General features: G+C 63.7%; 11 protein-coding genes. 5 read left to right on the plus strand and 6 right to left on the minus strand.

Features of this window, described 5'->3' with window-relative positions; translation table 11 throughout:
* Nucleotides 1-22: 22 nt before the first annotated feature.
* The 6 genes from LW136_RS12255 to LW136_RS12280 all read right to left on the minus strand — a co-directional run bounded on the left by LW136_RS12255 (nt 23) and on the right by LW136_RS12280 (nt 10,199).
* On the minus strand, nt 23-1,210 hold the full coding sequence (locus LW136_RS12255; RefSeq protein ID WP_042928202.1) for an NAD(P)-dependent oxidoreductase: 1,188 nt from the start codon (nt 1,208-1,210) through the stop codon (nt 23-25).
* A gap of 312 nt (nt 1,211-1,522) precedes the next feature.
* On the minus strand, nt 1,523-2,023 hold the full coding sequence (tpx, locus tag LW136_RS12260) for a thiol peroxidase (protein ID WP_234172995.1): 501 nt from the start codon (nt 2,021-2,023) through the stop codon (nt 1,523-1,525).
* Between the two features lie 139 nt (nt 2,024-2,162).
* On the minus strand, nt 2,163-3,506 hold the full coding sequence (locus tag LW136_RS12265; RefSeq protein ID WP_234172996.1) for an alanine/glycine:cation symporter family protein: 1,344 nt from the start codon (nt 3,504-3,506) through the stop codon (nt 2,163-2,165).
* Between the two features lie 502 nt (nt 3,507-4,008).
* Entirely contained in the window at nt 4,009-7,686 is a 3,678-nt protein-coding gene (locus tag LW136_RS12270) for a translocation/assembly module TamB domain-containing protein (RefSeq protein WP_234172997.1), read from the minus strand.
* Nucleotides 7,686-9,368, minus strand: a complete 1,683-nt coding sequence (locus LW136_RS12275; protein WP_234175260.1) for an autotransporter assembly complex protein TamA — start codon at nt 9,366-9,368, stop codon at nt 7,686-7,688. Before LW136_RS12275 ends, LW136_RS12270 begins: the two co-directional genes overlap by 1 nt.
* Before the next feature lie 195 nt (nt 9,369-9,563).
* Nucleotides 9,564-10,199, minus strand: coding sequence for a GNAT family N-acetyltransferase (locus LW136_RS12280; RefSeq protein WP_234172998.1), 636 nt, complete (start codon nt 10,197-10,199; stop codon nt 9,564-9,566).
* A gap of 253 nt (nt 10,200-10,452) precedes the next feature.
* Between LW136_RS12280 and xthA the strand changes: the two genes are divergently transcribed.
* From xthA to LW136_RS12305, 5 genes are all read left to right on the plus strand, one after another.
* On the plus strand, nt 10,453-11,265 hold the full coding sequence (gene xthA / locus LW136_RS12285; RefSeq protein ID WP_234172999.1) for an exodeoxyribonuclease III: 813 nt from the start codon (nt 10,453-10,455) through the stop codon (nt 11,263-11,265).
* A 95-nt stretch (nt 11,266-11,360) separates the two neighbouring features.
* Nucleotides 11,361-12,725, plus strand: a complete 1,365-nt coding sequence (locus tag LW136_RS12290; RefSeq protein ID WP_230357388.1) for a substrate-binding domain-containing protein — start codon at nt 11,361-11,363, stop codon at nt 12,723-12,725.
* Nucleotides 12,726-12,824: 99 nt separating this feature from the next.
* Nucleotides 12,825-13,757 carry a carbohydrate kinase family protein gene (locus tag LW136_RS12295; RefSeq protein WP_234173000.1) on the plus strand — a complete coding sequence of 311 codons (933 nt, stop codon included), beginning with the start codon at nt 12,825-12,827 and terminating at the stop codon, nt 13,755-13,757.
* A gap of 66 nt (nt 13,758-13,823) precedes the next feature.
* Nucleotides 13,824-14,729, plus strand: coding sequence for an AraC family transcriptional regulator (locus tag LW136_RS12300; protein WP_102841047.1), 906 nt, complete (start codon nt 13,824-13,826; stop codon nt 14,727-14,729).
* Nucleotides 14,730-15,027: 298 nt separating this feature from the next.
* Nucleotides 15,028-16,335, plus strand: a complete 1,308-nt coding sequence (locus LW136_RS12305; RefSeq protein WP_234173001.1) for an ABC transporter substrate-binding protein — start codon at nt 15,028-15,030, stop codon at nt 16,333-16,335.
* Nucleotides 16,336-16,419: the final 84 nt, after the last annotated feature.

A 16,419-nucleotide genomic window follows, 5' to 3' on the forward strand; every position in this document is an offset into this window, starting at 1 on the left:
GGCCTTTTTGTTTGAGCGTCGTTCAACCACCGAAGGCGAGCATTCCCATGGTGCTGATGCCTGGTGCGGTCCAGTCTGACCCTTTGCTCTCGACCTGGGTCATGCGCGGCTTGCGCTGCTCCAGCACGATATCCAGCGCGCGACTCGGCAAAATGTCGATGTCGTCAAAGGTGATGATCTGGCCAGGCTCGACGGCGCGTTTGAGCGCAGTCTTGCGCAGCAGACCGATCGGCACGTGATCCGGGTGCTCGGCCAGCTTGATCGCCTCGCCACGGAACTGGAAACCGCCGATGCCGCGCTCGATCAACTCACCCGGCTTCATGGCACGCTTGGCGATGGCCGCAACGCCGAGGGTCGGTTCGGTCGAGTTGTTGAGCAGCACACCACCGCCATTCAGCACGCGGCGCACGGTCTTGCCCACTTCCAGCGAGCAGAGGTGGAACGGACGCACCAGCGTGTAGAACGGCCCGCGGCCCAGCTTGAAGTACTCGATTGCCTGCGCCTGATCCTCGTCGTGCCTGCCCACCAGGAACACGCCGCCGGCCGGGTAGCCGGAAGGAATGACGTAGTCGACGATTGGCTGCCCTGCTCGCTCGGCCATCATGCCGAGCAGGCTGGCGCTGTCGTCCAGGTTGGTCGAGGCCAGCCCCTCCATGCCCTGACGGGTAATGGTGGCGCCCAGGCCGTTACCGATGATCACCTGCTCGATCTGCACCTTGGTGCCGTCGGTGAAGGACGTGGTCTGATCGACGCTGATCCCCTGTCGATTGGCCCAGTAGGCCATGTCTTCCGGCGACGGATCATGGTTCAGATAGCCCTTCATGTTGCCGTACACCAGCGGCTGAAAGCCCATCTGCAGCGCGTCTTCATGCAGGGCCGCAAGCGAACCTGGCTGGTCGCCTTCGGCTTCGGTGAGGAAACCCCTGCCAGCCAGGAAGGAGCCCGTGGTCACCTGCAGTTCGGCGTTGACCGTCACCACCTGCAAGCCCGCTTCGAAAGCGCGCTCGATGACTGAAGTCCCATGGAACACGTCACCGCTGCACTCGACAATCAGATCGGAATGATCGATCAGCTCGTCCAGCGAGTTGGTGAGGACGTCTGCCAACGGGAAGTCAGCCATCGTTGAGAGCGGTCGGCGTGTCAGGACGCGCGAGATTTCCATGTCCGGATAGTGTTTCTTGATTAACCGCACGAAGCCGCGGGCGATCATTCCGGTTCCGGAAACACCGATTTTCTTGATCTCTGAGGTAGGCATAAACTGAATCCATTCAATGGGCATCAGCGCTATGACAGCAGCTGAGCGAAAAGATTTTTGAAAAGCTGCCTATTTGCCACTTTTGCAGACTTCTCCACACCCGCGACGCTGAAGCCGGGCGGCATGCCTGAAAGTAGTTGTCTCGGAGGGTTCACGCTAATTGACGACGACGGGCGGTTTCGCACCAACCGATGGATTTCTGTCGCCAGAAAACGAAACGGCGAGTGCTATTGAAAGCCACTCGCCGTTTCGTCCCAGCAAGGCAGATCAGCCAAGCGAGGCGATGGCTGCCTCGTAGTTCGGTTCACTGCCGATCTCGTTGACCAGCTCGCTGTGCAGGACGCGATTCTGTTCGTCGAGCACGACTACCGCGCGAGCTGCGACCCCGGCCAGCGGGCCGCTGGCAATCGCTACGCCGTAATCCTCGAGGAACTCGGCACCGCGCATGGTGGACAGGTTGATGACACTCTCCAGCCCCTCGGCGCCGCAGAAGCGCTTCTGCGCGAACGGCAGGTCGGCGGAGATGCACAGCACCACGGTGTTTTCCAGGGCATTGGCCTGAGCATTGAACTTGCGCACCGAGGTGGCGCAGGTCGGTGTATCGATGCTCGGGAAGATGTTGAGAATCTTGCGCTTGCCGGCAAGGCTCGACAGCTCGACATCGGAAAGGTCAGCGCCCACCAGGCGGAACGCCTTGGCCTGCTGGCCGGCCTGGGGGAAGTCACCGGCCACTTGGATCGGTGTGCCTTTCAGGGTGATTTCAGTCATTTGCTTCGCTCCTCGATATGAATAGGCAATAAAAAAGGTCGTGGAACGCGCAGCTCCACGACCTGGGTGGTCGACACGGGCTTGTTCCTGTTGCACGACCGATGCAGCGCTGGCTGCCCGCACCGGTCGCTATCGGACATCAGCTACGTGCGAAATATTCCTTGGTCAGCTTGACCACTACCGGACTCAGCAGCAACAGCGAAACCAGGTTGGGGATCGCCATCAGGCCGTTGAGGGTATCGGCCAACAACCAGGCGAAGTCGAGCTGGGCAATGGCGCCGAACGGCACTGCCAGAACCCAGATCACGCGGAACGGCCAGATGGCTCGCGTGCCGACCAGGAACTCCCAGCACTTCTCGCCGAAATAGCTCCAGCCAAGGATTGTGGTAAAGGCGAAGACCACCAGCGCGAGAGTCAGGATGATGCCACCGATACCCGGCATGGCCGACTCGAAGGCTGCCGCGGACAGCGCCGCACCGCTTTCGCCGCTGGTCCAGACCCCGGTGCAGATGATCGCCAGGCCGGTCATCGAGCAGACGATGATGGTGTCGATGAACGTACCCAGCATGCCGATCATGCCCGAGCGCACCGAGCTTGTGGTGGTTCCGGCCGCCTGAGCGATACCAGCGGTACCAAGGCCCGCCTCGTTGGAGAAGATGCCGCGGGCAACACCGAAGCGAATCGCCGCCATGACCGCAGCGCCGGCGAAGCCACCGGTTGCGGCGATCGGCGTGAAGGCGTGGGTGAAGATCAGGTCGAATGCCGCCGGAATGGCCGAGGCATTGACTACCAGCACCACGGCAGCGGCGATCAGGTACGCCAGGCACATGAACGGTACGAGCGACGCGGCGACCACACCGATGCGGCGAATACCGCCGAGAATCACCAGGCCGACGATCACCATTGTGATCAGGCCGGTCGCCCACAGCGGCACCGAGAAGGTGGTTTCCAGCGCGTGGGCCATGCTGTTGACCTGCACCATGTTGCCGATGCCGAAGCCGGCCAGGCCACCGAAAATGGCGAAGGCGGTACCCAGCCAGATCCACTTCTTGCCCAGGCCGTTCTTGATCGCGTACATCGGGCCGCCAACGTGCTCGCCGCGGTCGTCCTTCTCACGGTAGTGGACCGCCAGTACGACTTCGCAGTACTTGGTGGCCATACCCACCAGCGCGGTGCACCACATCCAGAACAGCGCACCCGGCCCGCCGAGGAAGATGGCCGTGGCCACGCCTGCGATGTTGCCGGTACCCACGGTCGCCGCCAGCGAGGTCATCAGCGCCTGGAAAGGGCTGATTTCGCCAGTTGCTTCGTCACCCTTGGTGCGTCCGCGCCACATCAGCGCAAAGCCGCTCGGGATGCGGGTCAGCGGCATGAACTTGAGGAAGATCATCAGGAACAGACCGGTACCAAGGATCAGCACCAGCATGGGTGGGCCCCAGACGAGGCCGTTGACGCTATTGACGAGGTTATTCAGAAATTCCATTCGAGCACCTTATTTCTTATAGGCGAGTTCCCTCGCGTTAGGGTCGCGCTACCGTGGAGCCGTTGAAAAACATGACGCTTGTGGCGGTGGTTTTTCAGCGACCAGGTAACGGCGATTCCGATACGCCTCTGGAGCTTGCGCTGCGCTGAGGTCCGCGAGCGCTTTGCAAGACTCGTGCTAGAGCGTTGCGCGGTTATGACCGCGACGTTCGGAAGCGTGGATGCTACCACTGCATTCGCCCATTGGGCTCGGGGCAATCGCGCCAGATTCGATGATCGAATCGACGCGAAAACCAGACCGAACGGTCAGACCCCGACAGCTCGACTCAGCCGAGCCAGGAATGGCATGGAAAGCGAAATCAGCGTAGCCCAGTCTGGTGCGCCCGCCAGTGCGGATTGATGCAGTTTGGTGCGCCCGACCGATGAGAGCGCGAATGCTTCGTCATGCCTCTGCGCCTCCTCGATCATGGCGCACCAGCGGTGTTCCGGCGCCGCGCAATCGATCAGAAGTCGCGGCGATAGAACAGGTCCAACGAGCTGGCCAATCCGCTGGCGGCTTCGAGGAAGATTCGCCGCGTCAGCTGATAGCGCAGCGCAATGGTATTCGACGGCTCGAACACGCCGACGCCATACCGCAATGCCAGCCGTTCCGTCAGCCGCCCGGTAGCGACCACGCTGGTGCCAACGCCGGTGCCTTCGGTGTCTAGCTGGAAGTCCTGTATGCCCAGGCGCTGCGCCAGACCACCGGTGATGGACGAGCTACCCGCCAGGCCAAGGCCCAGCGCCGCCTGTGCCAGCAGGTTGCTGTCCCCGGTATCGGCACCCAGCGGTCGCCCCAGTACCAGATACGCCAGTGCCTGCTCCTGACTCATCGCGGGTTCGGAAAACACGTCGATGCGTGGCTGCTCGGCGCTGCCGGTGATGCGCAGGCCGGCGATCACATTCTCCGCATCGATACGGCGAATCGCCTCAATGTTGAGGAACGGCTGGCTGATCACGCCAGTGAACAGCAACTCGGCGCGGCGGATGGTCAGTCGCTGGCCGTAGGCTCGGTATCGGCCGTTCTTCAGCTGTAGCTCGCCACGTGCATCCAAGTTGTCGCCAATGTGCAGATAGCCGGCGAGATCGGCGGTCAGGCCGAAGCCGGAGAAGCGCAGGCGGTCCTGGCCCACCTCGACATCAATGTCCATCTTCACTGCCAGCGGGGTCGCCGGCTCCTCGGCTTCGCGGCCGATGATCACCGTGTCCTCAGAGACCTTGACTGTCGCCGGCGGTAGCTCGCGAACCGTGATCGCTCCTCGCGGTACTTCGACCCGACCGCTGACCGCCAGGTCTTGCCCGCTAAGCACGATGCGCAGGTCGGGCTCGACTTCCAGGTCGGCGTAAGGCTCGACCACCACCGGCAGGCGACTGCCCTTGATCGCCAGGTCCAGATCCAGTTCGTTCCGCCAGTCCAGTGCGCCGCTCAGGCTGCCGCGCCCCTGTTCGCCGGCCCGCCAATTGCCGTCGATGTTCAGTCGCTCGCCTTCGATCAGCAGGCGCACCCGCAGATCTTCGAACGTCGTCGGCAGTTCGCTGCCGGCGATTTCCCCGTCACTCAACAGCAGTTGGCCGTTGAGTGACGGCTGCTGCAGGGTGCCGGCCAACTGGCCACTGCCGTTCAGTTCGCCGCGCAAACGCTCGACCATCGGCACGAATGGGCGCGCCACCGACAGATCGAGACCACTCAGGCGAAACTCGCCATCAATCGGCTTGGCCGCGGGCCGCGGATCGATCTGCAGCTGCACGTCAAGCTCGCCCAGCTCGCCGCCCAGAAAGCGCAGCTGGCTGTCGATCCGCTCCGGCAGCAGTCGGCTGTTCAGCACCAGGGTCTGATAGGGGAAGTCGTGCCACTCGTCCACATCGCGAATGCGCAGCACGCCGGGGCCGGCGTCGACCCGAACCCGGCCATTGGGCCCGCCAGCGGGAAGATCCAGTTCGATATCGGCATTCAGTTCGCCCTGCCAGCGGAAATCTTCGGGCAGATAGTCGGCCAGGGTCTGCAGTGAGAAATCGCGAAGGCGATAGCTAATCTGCGGTTCCGGCAGCAGACGCTGATTCTCCGCGCAGAGGCTGGCGGGCCCGGAACGCCAGCAATGCGCACCGAACTCCAGTCGGCCATCGGCGAAACGCTGCAGTGTGGCCGGCCGTTGCAGGGCCCAGTCTTGCTGCTGCGCGCTGAGCTCGCCGCGCGTCAGTCGGCCAAGCCAATCCTCACCGCGCAATCCACCATCGAAAGCCAGCGCCAGGTCGAGCAAGGGACCTTGCAGCTGCAGCTCGGCCTGATGCCGTTCCGCAGTGCCTTCGGCATCGATCCGCAGTGCGCCGAGGTCCGTCTCGCCTGCGCGGATTCGCTCGGCGTTCAGCGCCAGCCGACCACGTTCTCCATCGGATAGCTGACCCTGCACGTTGAGGCGACGCAGCCGATTGTCCTGATAAGCGAGGTTGCGACCGTTCAGCTCGAGCTGCGCGCTCGGCGCCGCTGCGGTTCCCGCCAGCGTGACCTCACCGTTCACTCGCCCCCTGAGACCGGGCCACAGCTGCGCCAGGCGGCCCAGTTCCAATTGCAGTCGACCATCCAGCGTCTGTGCCCAGGTGCCTTTGCCCTGTACGCGGTTATCGCCCATACGCAGGTTGATGACCGGCAGATCCCAGCGCTCGCCCTCGCCGTTGGCTTGCAGCTGCAGACGAGTGTTTTGACCGCGCAGGCGCCCGGCGAGGTCGAGGCTCGCCTCGGCCTCCAGCTGCTCGTCACGCAAGGCGCCCTGGCTTTTCAGCGAACCGCCGAGATTGCCCGGCAGTTCGGCCAGCCAGTACGCCGGATCGAGTTCGCTCAGCGTCAGGTCGGTTTTCCAGTCAATGCCCGCGGCGAAGCCGACGCTCAACGAACCCGTCGCACTGCCCTGCCCGGCTTGCAGCTGCAGTTGCGGCAGATGCACCGCTTGGAGATTGCCGCTGACCGGGCTGTTCAGTGTGAAATCCCCGGCCGGGCCGGTCATGGCCGATTCGAAATTGCCGAGATAGCTGCCGTCGTCGTACTGAATCTGCGCCTGGAGCTCGCGCAGCGTCACCGGCGGCTCTTCGATCACCGGATAGAGCCGTCGCCAGGGAAAATCGCGCCAGAGCAGATCGGCATTCGCGGTCAGGCCGTCCTGCCAGTCGACATCGCCACTCAGCCGCACATCGCGCTGCTGCCCCGCATCCAGCTCGAGCATCTCGATCTGCGCTCCGCTCGGACTGACGACACCTTCCAGCGCCAGCCGCACCGCGCCGCCCTCGCCTGGCAGCTCGGTGGTGCCGAGCAGACGGTAGCCGTCCTGCAGGTTGCCACTCGCTGTCAGCTCCAGATCGTTCAGGCGCAAGGTGTCCGGCAGATCGGGCAGCGCCTTGAACCCATCAGCATTCAGCCTGAGCGTCGCCGGCAATTGCTCATCGAGGGCCCGCAACTGACCGCTGAGGCTGCCGTCGAGATAGCCCTGGCTTTGCACCTGCACCTGCAGCTGCTCGCGCAGGGCGCCATCCACTGCGATCATCAGCGCCCACGGCTGTTCATCCGGCGACTGCAGCGCGGCCTGTCCCTCCAGCGTCAGCGGCCAGTCACCGCTGGGCTGCAGCCGGCCAGTCACCGACAGATCCACATCCGTCCGGCGCAGGTCGAGGCGCTGGATATCCAGGCCATCCGCGCGCCAGTTCGCCTGCAGGCGCAGGCTTCGCACCTGCTCGCTTTCATTGAGCGTCACCCGGCCGATTTCGATGCGTTCGACCTGCAGCGCCAGCGGCAGATCGAGCTCAGGCAAGCTGAAGGGCTCCGCCGCCGGGTCAGGCTCGCTGGGCGGGAAGCTGAGGTCGATGTCGCCGGTGACCAGCTCGTCGATGCACAGCGTGCGCTTTAGCAGGCACGCCGGTGACCAGGCAAGACGGGTTTGTTGCACTTCGACACGACTGCCGTCCTGCTCCCAGATCAGCCGCTCGGCCTGCCAGCGCTGGCCGAGTCGGCCCTCGAATGCTTCGACCGTCAGCCCCGGCACCTGCCCCAGCAGCCAGCGGCTGCCGCTGGCGGTGCCGAGCAGCACGGCGGTGACGATGAGCACGAGCAGTATCAGCCCAAGCAGCGTCCAGCCAAGCCCACGCAGTACCCGCATCACAGCTCCGGCCCCATGGAGAAATGCAGGCGGACCCCACCGTCGCCGTCCAGCGGATGAGCGACATCGACGCGAATCGGGCCGACCGGCGATACCCAGCGCACACCGACGCCAACGGCACTTTTCAGCGTGGGAATTTCCAGCGAGTTGAAGGCGTTGCCCTGATCGACGAAGGTCGCGACACGCCATTTCTCGGCAATCGAATACTGATACTCGGCGCTGACCGCGAACTGATAGCGGCCGCCGATCTTGTCGCCATCGGAGTTGGTCGGTGACAGGCTCTGGTAATCGTAGCCACGCACGCTCTGATCACCACCGGCGAAATAGCGCAGTGACGGCGGCACGTTGACGTATTCATCGGTCCAGTTGCCGCCAAGCTGCACGCGACCGAGAAAGCGATGCCGCTGGGCCAGGGTGGTCAGCCCCCGCAGCTGCACGTTGGCGTGGACCAGGTCGGCATCGGAAAGCACCCCGGCCTTCGCCGCGGCTACTTCGAACTGCAGGCGATAGCCGCGGCTCGGATCGATACGATTGTCGCTACGCAGGTAGCTGTAGGCGACGCCGGGCATGAGCAAGGTGCTGGTTCCTGAATCGTCCCCGAGGCGATATTCCTCGTGCTGCCACTTCAGCGAAAGCACGCGCAGCCAGCCGCTGGGCAGCTGGCTGTGCCATTCCGGGCCGACCTTGAGCAGGCGGCTGAGGCTGTCGGTGCCGGCGATCTCTTCATACTGGTAGCCGCCGACGAAGCGCAGCTTGTCGGTCAGTGGCGGGTCCAGCGGGATGTCGTACCAAAACCCGACGTTCTGCCGCGGCGCCGACAGTTCCGCCTCGGCCCCGTAGCTATGGCCTTGCGGGTTGACCCAGTGGCGTGTCCAGTCCAGCCGGACCCGCGGGCCGACGTCGGTGGAATAACCAAGGCCGAAGCCAAAGGTGCGCGGCTTGCGCGTGGTGAGCGCGACCGAAACCGGGATGCGCTGCTGGTTGGCGCCGCTCGGGTTGGCATCGACGCGCACGCCCTCGAAATAGCCGCTCGACTGCAGCGCCTGGCTGAGTTCGGCGATCAGTTCGGAGTCGTACGGTGTATCCGTCTCGAACGGCACCATGCGCGCGAGCAGGCCGTCATCGAATGGCGAATCCCCGTCGAAGCGCACGTCGCCCAGGCGGTAGCGCGGTCCGCTGTCGAACACCAGCTCGACGTCGGCGACGTTCTCCCGCGGATCGACGGCCAGCCGCTGCTGGGTGAAGCGGCCATCGAAATAGCCGAAGCGCGAGGCCTGGTTGAGAAACTGCTGCTTCACCTCTTCGTACCGTCCGTGGTTCAGCACATCGCCCTGACGCAGGGTGCGTTCGGCGACGCGAAAGCCGGAGAACTCAGCGGCAGGCCCGTCCAGCCGGACGGTGATGTTGCGCAGCTTCACCGGCTCACCGGTTCGCACACGCAACACCAGCGCGGGTTCCTCGCCCTCACGCACATCGGTGCGGATGCGGCTGCGGTAGTAACCCAGCGCTTGCAACGCCTTTTCCGCCTGACTCTGCGCGACCCGGCTGTAGCGCAGCAGCTCGCGCGCGTCACGGTCGCCCAGGTCGCCAATGTAGTTCTCGATATTTTCCCGGAGCGCCCGGTTCTCGGGCTCGATGCGAACGTCGAGTTCAGCGGCGCTGGCATGGATGCCGCTCAACATCACGAGTGCGGCTACCAGCGGGCCGATTCGGTTCGATTTGCACATGGCCAGCGATGCTAGCACGTGTTTCCGAGCAAGCCCGAACGTGCGGGCTAGACAGTGTGTAAGGCGATCTTGCGGCGGGGCGGGCATCGGCTGACATCGCGTGGCTTCAGACCAGTCAGACTGGCCCGCCCGGATAAAATTCGGCCACACCTAACGCGCCGCTTCCATCCGCCTGGGCGCCGGATGAAAGAAGATGTGCTCGACCACCGGGCCGACGGCGATCTGGCCGATCTCCTCGTAGCCCTGCCGCTGGTAGAAATTCAGGTAGCGTGGGTTGCCGGTATCGATCACCAGCCCCTGGGAGGTTTCATCCTCGGCGCACCACTCGTGCACCGCCTGCAGCAGCTGCTCACCATATTGCTGCCCCTGAAACTGCGGATGCACACCGAGCAACGGCAGCAGATGCACCGCGCCGGTCGGCAGACACGCCAGTACCGCCGCGTGGTAGTCCAGATAGCGCCTGGTGCAACGGAACCCGGCGGTCAGCAGCATGCGCGCGCGCCAGGCCCAGCTTTCGGTGACATCCAGCCGCCGTAGCGGCGGCGCGATCAGCGCGACGGCTATCAGCCGATCGTCCAGCAACAGCCCGAGTGCTGGTTGCTGCTGCAGGAAATGCTGGTTTACCAGCTCCCGCACGGTCGCGCGCACGCGCTGCTGATAGCCGGGCCGGTCCGCCTCGAACAAGTAGGCAAAGGTCGGTTCGTGACGGTATGCGTGATACAGCAGCGAACGGGTTTCGCGGTCATAACCACTATCGAGCGTGCGAACCTCGGCAGACATCGGCATGGCAACTCTCGGCTTTTTCCAGAAGGATGCTTGCAACTTAGCAGCGCTTCGCCCGCCCCGCCACGCCGCCGGAGCACCTGCCGTTCATGCTGCTCCAAAGACAATGCCGTTGCTGTCCGTTTCAGCGCGAAACTTGGTATGCACGGCAGCACGGCTCTAGAATCGGCGTTCTTTGCCCACGACAGATCGGCATCGGCAGCGCCGCGCCGGGTGTTCTTCCCCCTTGAGCCTCAGCCAGCCTTCACGGAATCCCATGAAAATCGTTTCCTTCAATATCAATGGATTACGCGCAAGACCTCATCAGCTTTCTGCGATCATTGAAAAGCACCAGCCGGACGTCATCGGCCTTCAGGAAACCAAGGTTTCTGACGAACAGTTTCCCCAGGCGGAGATCGAAGCACTCGGCTACCACGTCCACTATCACGGGCAGAAAGGCCACTACGGCGTCGCCCTGCTCTCGCGCCAGGCACCGCTGGAGATCCATAAGGGCTTTCCCAGCGATGGCGAGGAGTCGCAGAAGCGCTTTATCTGGGGCCGGTTCGCCGACGCGAATGGCGAGCCGGTTACCGTGATGAACGGCTACTTTCCCCAGGGCGAAAGCCGCGCCCATCCGGTGAAGTTTCCCGCCAAGACCAAGTTTTACGCCGACCTGCAGGCGTTGCTCGAACAGCAGTTCCGCCCCGAGGAATCGCTCGCGCTGATGGGCGACTTCAATATCTCCCCGCAGGACTGCGACATCGGCATCGGCGAAGTGAACGCCAAGCGCTGGCTGCGCACCGGCAAATGCAGCTTTCTCCCCGAGGAGCGCGAGTGGCTCGAGCGCCTGAAGGGCTGGGGGCTGCAGGACAGCTTCCGCACCCTCAACCCGGAAGTCGTCGATCGCTTCAGCTGGTTCGACTATCGCAGCCGCGGTTTCGAGGACGACCCGCGCCGCGGCCTGCGCATCGACTACATCCTGACCACCACAACGCTGCACCAACGCGTGATCGATTGCGGCGTCGACTACGACATCCGCGCGATGGAGAAGCCTTCCGACCACTGCCCGGTGTGGATCGAGCTGCGCTGACGACCGCTGCGCAATTCCGGCAGCGCCGCCCGCGCTGTCATTTATTGGTAACCGGACCGTCTTAATCTCGCGGCCTTCTACAAGGAGGTCGCGAGATGACGTCACGTGTGTTTGGACGGTTCTGGAATCGGGCACTGCCCCTGCTGCTGGTCACGCTGGGCAGCGCCTCCGGCAACAGCCTCGCCGCCCCGCCCACCCCGCCAGACGGATCGGCCGTGCTGCGCGTGCACGGCTCTAATACCGTGGGTGCCAAGCTGGCACCGATGCTGGTGGCCGGCCTGTTTGAGGCCAAGGGCCTGCAGTCGGTCCGCATCGCCCCGGCCGGCAAGGAGAACGAGCAGCGCGTCACCGCCCTCGACGAGCGCGGCAAGACCATTCAGGCGCTGGTCGCAGCCCATGGCACCGGTACCGGATTCGCCGGGCTGAAAGACGGCACTGCCGACCTCGCCGCTGCTTCGCGACCGATCAAGCAGAGCGAAGCGCAGAGCCTCGCCGCCCTGGGCGACATGCGCAGCGCTGAGAGCGAACAGGTCATCGCCATCGATGGCCTGGCGGTGATCGTCCATCCCGATAACCCGGTGCAGTCCCTCAGCGTGGAGCAGGTGGCGCACCTGTTCGCCGGGCAGATCGCCAACTGGCGGGAGCTGGGCGGCGCGGACGTTGCCGTCGAGCTGCACGCGCGTGATGACCAGTCCGGCACCTACGACACCTTCAAGGAGCTGGTGCTGAACAGTCAGGGGCAGGCATTGGCCACCAGCGCCGTGCGCTATGAATCCAACGACGCCCTGTCCCAGGCGGTCAGCCGCCGTAGCGGCGCCATCGGCTTCGTCGGTCTCGCCTCCGTCGGCAAGTCGAAAGCGCTGGCAATCACCGACGGCGATTCCCAGCCGATGCCACCGACCACGGCCCTGGTCGCCACCGAAGACTATCCCCTGTCGCGGCGCCTGTTCCTCTACGCCGATCCGCAGAAGCAAACGAAATGGACCCGCGAGTTCCTGACGTTCGTGCACAGTCCTGCGGGGCAAGCGATCGTCGAGAAATCCGGTTACGTGGCCCAGGCCATCGCGCCGATCAGGCTGCCCGCGCAGGCGGCGATGCCCGCTGCCTACCAGCAATTGGCACGCGAAGCGCAACGCCTGACCGTCAACTTCCGCTTCGCCGAAGGCAGCGCGCAACTGGACAACAAGGCCCAGCGCGATGTGCAGCGTTTGATCGACTATCTCAACAGCCACGACAAGCAGATGAACGCGGCGGTGCTGGTCGGCTTCGGCGACGCCCGCAACGATCCCGCGCGGACTGCATTGCTGTCCAAGCTGCGCGCCATGGCGGTGCGTCGCGAACTGGCGCGTGGCGGCATCCTTGTAAAGGAAATCAACGGTTTGGGCGATCAACTTCCAGTGGCATCTAATAGCGAAGCTGGCCGCATCAAGAATCGCCGTGTCGAAGTCTGGGTGTACTGAAACGAGTGCAAGATCGTATCGGCTGCCAGCCGCGGGCGTACTGTCCCGGTGCAGGCCCCGGGTTTAAGCTCGGGCGATTTCCGCCAGCAGGAATCGTCCATGTACCTCATCTGTGGTGAAGCGCTTTTCGATGTGTTCGCGGCCTCGACCGACAGCCGCAGTCGTCTGCATCTGGAAGCCGTTGCAGGTGGCTCGCCGTTCAACGTTGCCGTCGGGCTGGCCCGGTTGGGCGCGCAGGCCGCGCTGCTCGGTGGGCTCTCCCGCGATCATTTCGGTCAGCGCCTGCTAGAGCTGCTGCAGGAAGAAGGCATCGCCACCGAGCACCTCGCCATCTTCGATGCGCCGACCACCCTGGCGATGGTCGCCATCGGCGCCGATGGCAGTCCGGTCTACAGCTTTCGCGGCGAAGGCTGTGCCGATCGCCTGTTGCATACCGAACAGCTGCAGCCGCTGCCTGCTGGCATTCGCGGCATCCATTTCGGTTCCTATTCGCTGGTGACGCCGCCGATTGCCGATACGCTGCTGGCCTTGCTGCATCGCGAGCATGCCCAGCGCCTGATTTCACTCGATCCGAACATTCGCCTCAACGTCGAACCCAGCCTCGAACGTTGGCGCGAGCGGGTCGAGGCGTTCGCCGAACGCGCACATCTCATCAAGGTCAGCGACGAGGACCTGGCCCTGCTCTATCCGGGCATGGCGCCAGCGAGCATCGCCCAGCGCTGGCTGGACCATCACGCCGAACTGGTGGTGCTAACCCGCGGTGCCCACGGCGCACAGCTCTTCAGCCGCAAGCACGGCCAGCTGCACGTGGCAGCGCAGGCGGTGACGGTGCGTGACACCGTGGGCGCCGGCGACACCTTCCAGGCCGCGTTGCTCGCCTACCTGGCCGAACAGCAGCTGGACTCGCCGCGCGGGCTCGCGCAGATGGGGCCTGCGCAACTGCAGGCCATGCTCGCCTTCGCCAGCAGCGCCGCTGGCATCACCTGTTCCCGGCGTGGTCCGGACCTGCCCTACCGATACGAAATTGTCTGACCGGTTTGGCCGTTGCGCCCTCAGCAGCTATAACCCTTCGTGGCCTTTCACGACAACGGACCCTGCATGAGAGCGTTGAAGATTACCGACCCGTCCTACGAGCTGATGGACGACCACCACGGCAACTCGCTGATCTATCGCGAGCACGGGTTCCCCTGCCCGCTGGTGCGCTGGCACAACCACAAGGAATACGAGCTGCATCTGATCGTCGCCAGCTCCGGCAAGGTGTTCGTCGGCGACTACGTAGGCAATTTTGGCCCGGACAGCCTGTTCCTCACCGGCCCGCACCTGCCGCACAACTGGATCAGCCAGGTCGAGGACGGCGAGGTCGTGGCCAAACGCGACATGCTGGTCAACTTCACGGACGAGATGCTCGAAGCGGGCCACGCTGTCTTCTCCGAGCTGCGGACCTTCACGCCGATGCTCGAACGCTCGCGCTACGGCATCGAGTTTCGCTGTCCGCAGACCATCGCCCAGGCACGCCAGCTGATGCAGCAGATCGCCGACAGCCGCGGCGCCACCCGCCTCGGCTATTTCCTGATCATGCTCGAGCTGCTTGCCAGATGCGACGACTACCAGTTGCTCTCCGGCGCCACCTCGGCACAGTTGAGCGACGAGCAGCAGGCCGACCGGACCAACATGGCGGTCAACTACATCTTCGAACACTACATGCGCGAGCTGCCGCTGGAGGAAGTCGCCAGCCATCTCGGCATGAAACCCACCTACTTCTCGCGCTTCTTCAAGCGCGCCACCGGGCGCTGCTACGTCGAGTTCGTCAATAGCCTGCGCATCAGCAAGTCATGCGAACTGCTGCTCGATCAGGACAAGCCGGTCACGGATGTCTGCTTCGAATCGGGTTTCAACAACCTGTCCAATTTCAATCGCCGCTTCCAGCAGCTCAAGGGCATGACCCCATCGCGCTATCGGCGCCTCGTCGAACAACGCCTGACCGAGCAGAACCTGGCCAGCTGATACGCTTCCGGCCGGCTGGCTCGAGCGCCCTCTTCCTCGCCCGCTGCTCTACTCGCGTCTTTATGATCGTGGCAAAGCCTCGCTCTTGAGCCCCTGCGACAGGTCTGGACGGTGCCGCTGCGGGCAGCCCACTGCGGTCAAGCGAGTGCAAAAAAGTATCGAAGCGAGTGCAGTCACGGCTTTGTCGCGCAGCCACTGCCGGCGTTGTAATGCCTGCCAGACGCTCGTAGCGCAGTACGCGGGTAACAACAAAAACAATAAGTGCTTCCAGGCCCTGATCTGGAAGAGGAGTCCACGAATGAAAGCATTCAGCTTGCTGCTCGGTACCGCCTGCATGGCCTCGATTGCGCTGGCCCAGGCCGCCGAAACCCTCACCGTTGCCACCGTCAATAACGCGGACATGATCCGCATGCAGCGCCTCTCCAAGACCTTCGAACAGCAGAATCCCGATATCAAGCTCAACTGGGTGGTGCTCGAAGAGAACGTGCTGCGCCAACGCCTGACCACCGATATCGCCACCCAGGGCGGCCAGTTCGACGTGCTCACCATCGGCATGTACGAAGCGTCTCTGTGGGGCGACAAGGGTTGGCTGGCTCCGATGAAGGACCTTCCCGATGGCTACGATCTGGACGACATCTTCCCCTCGGTACGCGAGGGCCTGTCGGTAGACGGGACGCTCTACGCGCTGCCGTTTTATGCCGAAAGCTCGATGACCTACTACCGTACCGACCTGTTCGAACAGGCCGGTCTGCAGATGCCTGAACATCCCACCTGGACTCAGATGGCCGAGTACGCCGAGAAGCTACACAAGCCCGGTGAAGACCAGTACGGCATGTGCCTGCGCGGCAAGGCCGGCTGGGGTGAGAACATGGCACTGGTGACCACAGTCGCCAACTCATTCGGCGCACGCTGGTTCGATGAGAAGTGGCAACCCGAGTTCGATGGCCCGGAGTGGACCAAGGCGGCCAACTTCTATGTGGATCTGCTGAGCAAGTACGGCCCGCCCGGCGCCTCCAGCAATGGCTTCAACGAAAACCTGGCGCTGTTCAACAGCGGCAAATGCGCCATGTGGGTCGATGCGACCGTTGCCGGCTCCTTCGTGACCGATGTATCGCAGAGCAAGGTCGCCGACAAAGTGGGCTTCACCTTCGCTCCGCAGGAAGAGACCGATAAAGGTTCGGCCTGGTTGTACTCTTGGGCACTGGCGATCCCTACCAGCTCGCAGCAGAAAGAAGCCGCCAAGCTCTTCACCGCTTGGGCAACATCGAAGGACTACGCCAAGCTCGTTGCCGAAACAGATGGCGTTACCAACGTGCCACCGGGTACTCGTGAGTCCACCTACAGCGACGAGTACATGGCCGCCGCACCCTTTGCCAAAATCACACTGGAATCGCTGAAGCAGGCCGATCCCGCCTCGCCTTCCGCCAAACCCGTGCCCTACGTGGGCATCCAGCTGGTGACCATTCCGGAATTCCAGGCTATCGGCACTCAGGTCGGCAAGATGTTCTCCGCGGCGCTTACCGGACAGATGCCAGTCGAGCAGATGCTGACCGCTGTGCAGCAGTCGACCACGCGCGAGATGAAGCGCGCCGGCTATCCCAAGTAAGCGCCCCAAGCAGGCATCGTCCCTTCCTAATCGAAGGTGAACACCGGAAAGGGCTCGCCCGAGCCCTCATGGCCTTCTTTCAGC

Source organism: Stutzerimonas kunmingensis (assembly GCF_021432085.1).
GTDB lineage: Bacteria > Pseudomonadota > Gammaproteobacteria > Pseudomonadales > Pseudomonadaceae > Stutzerimonas.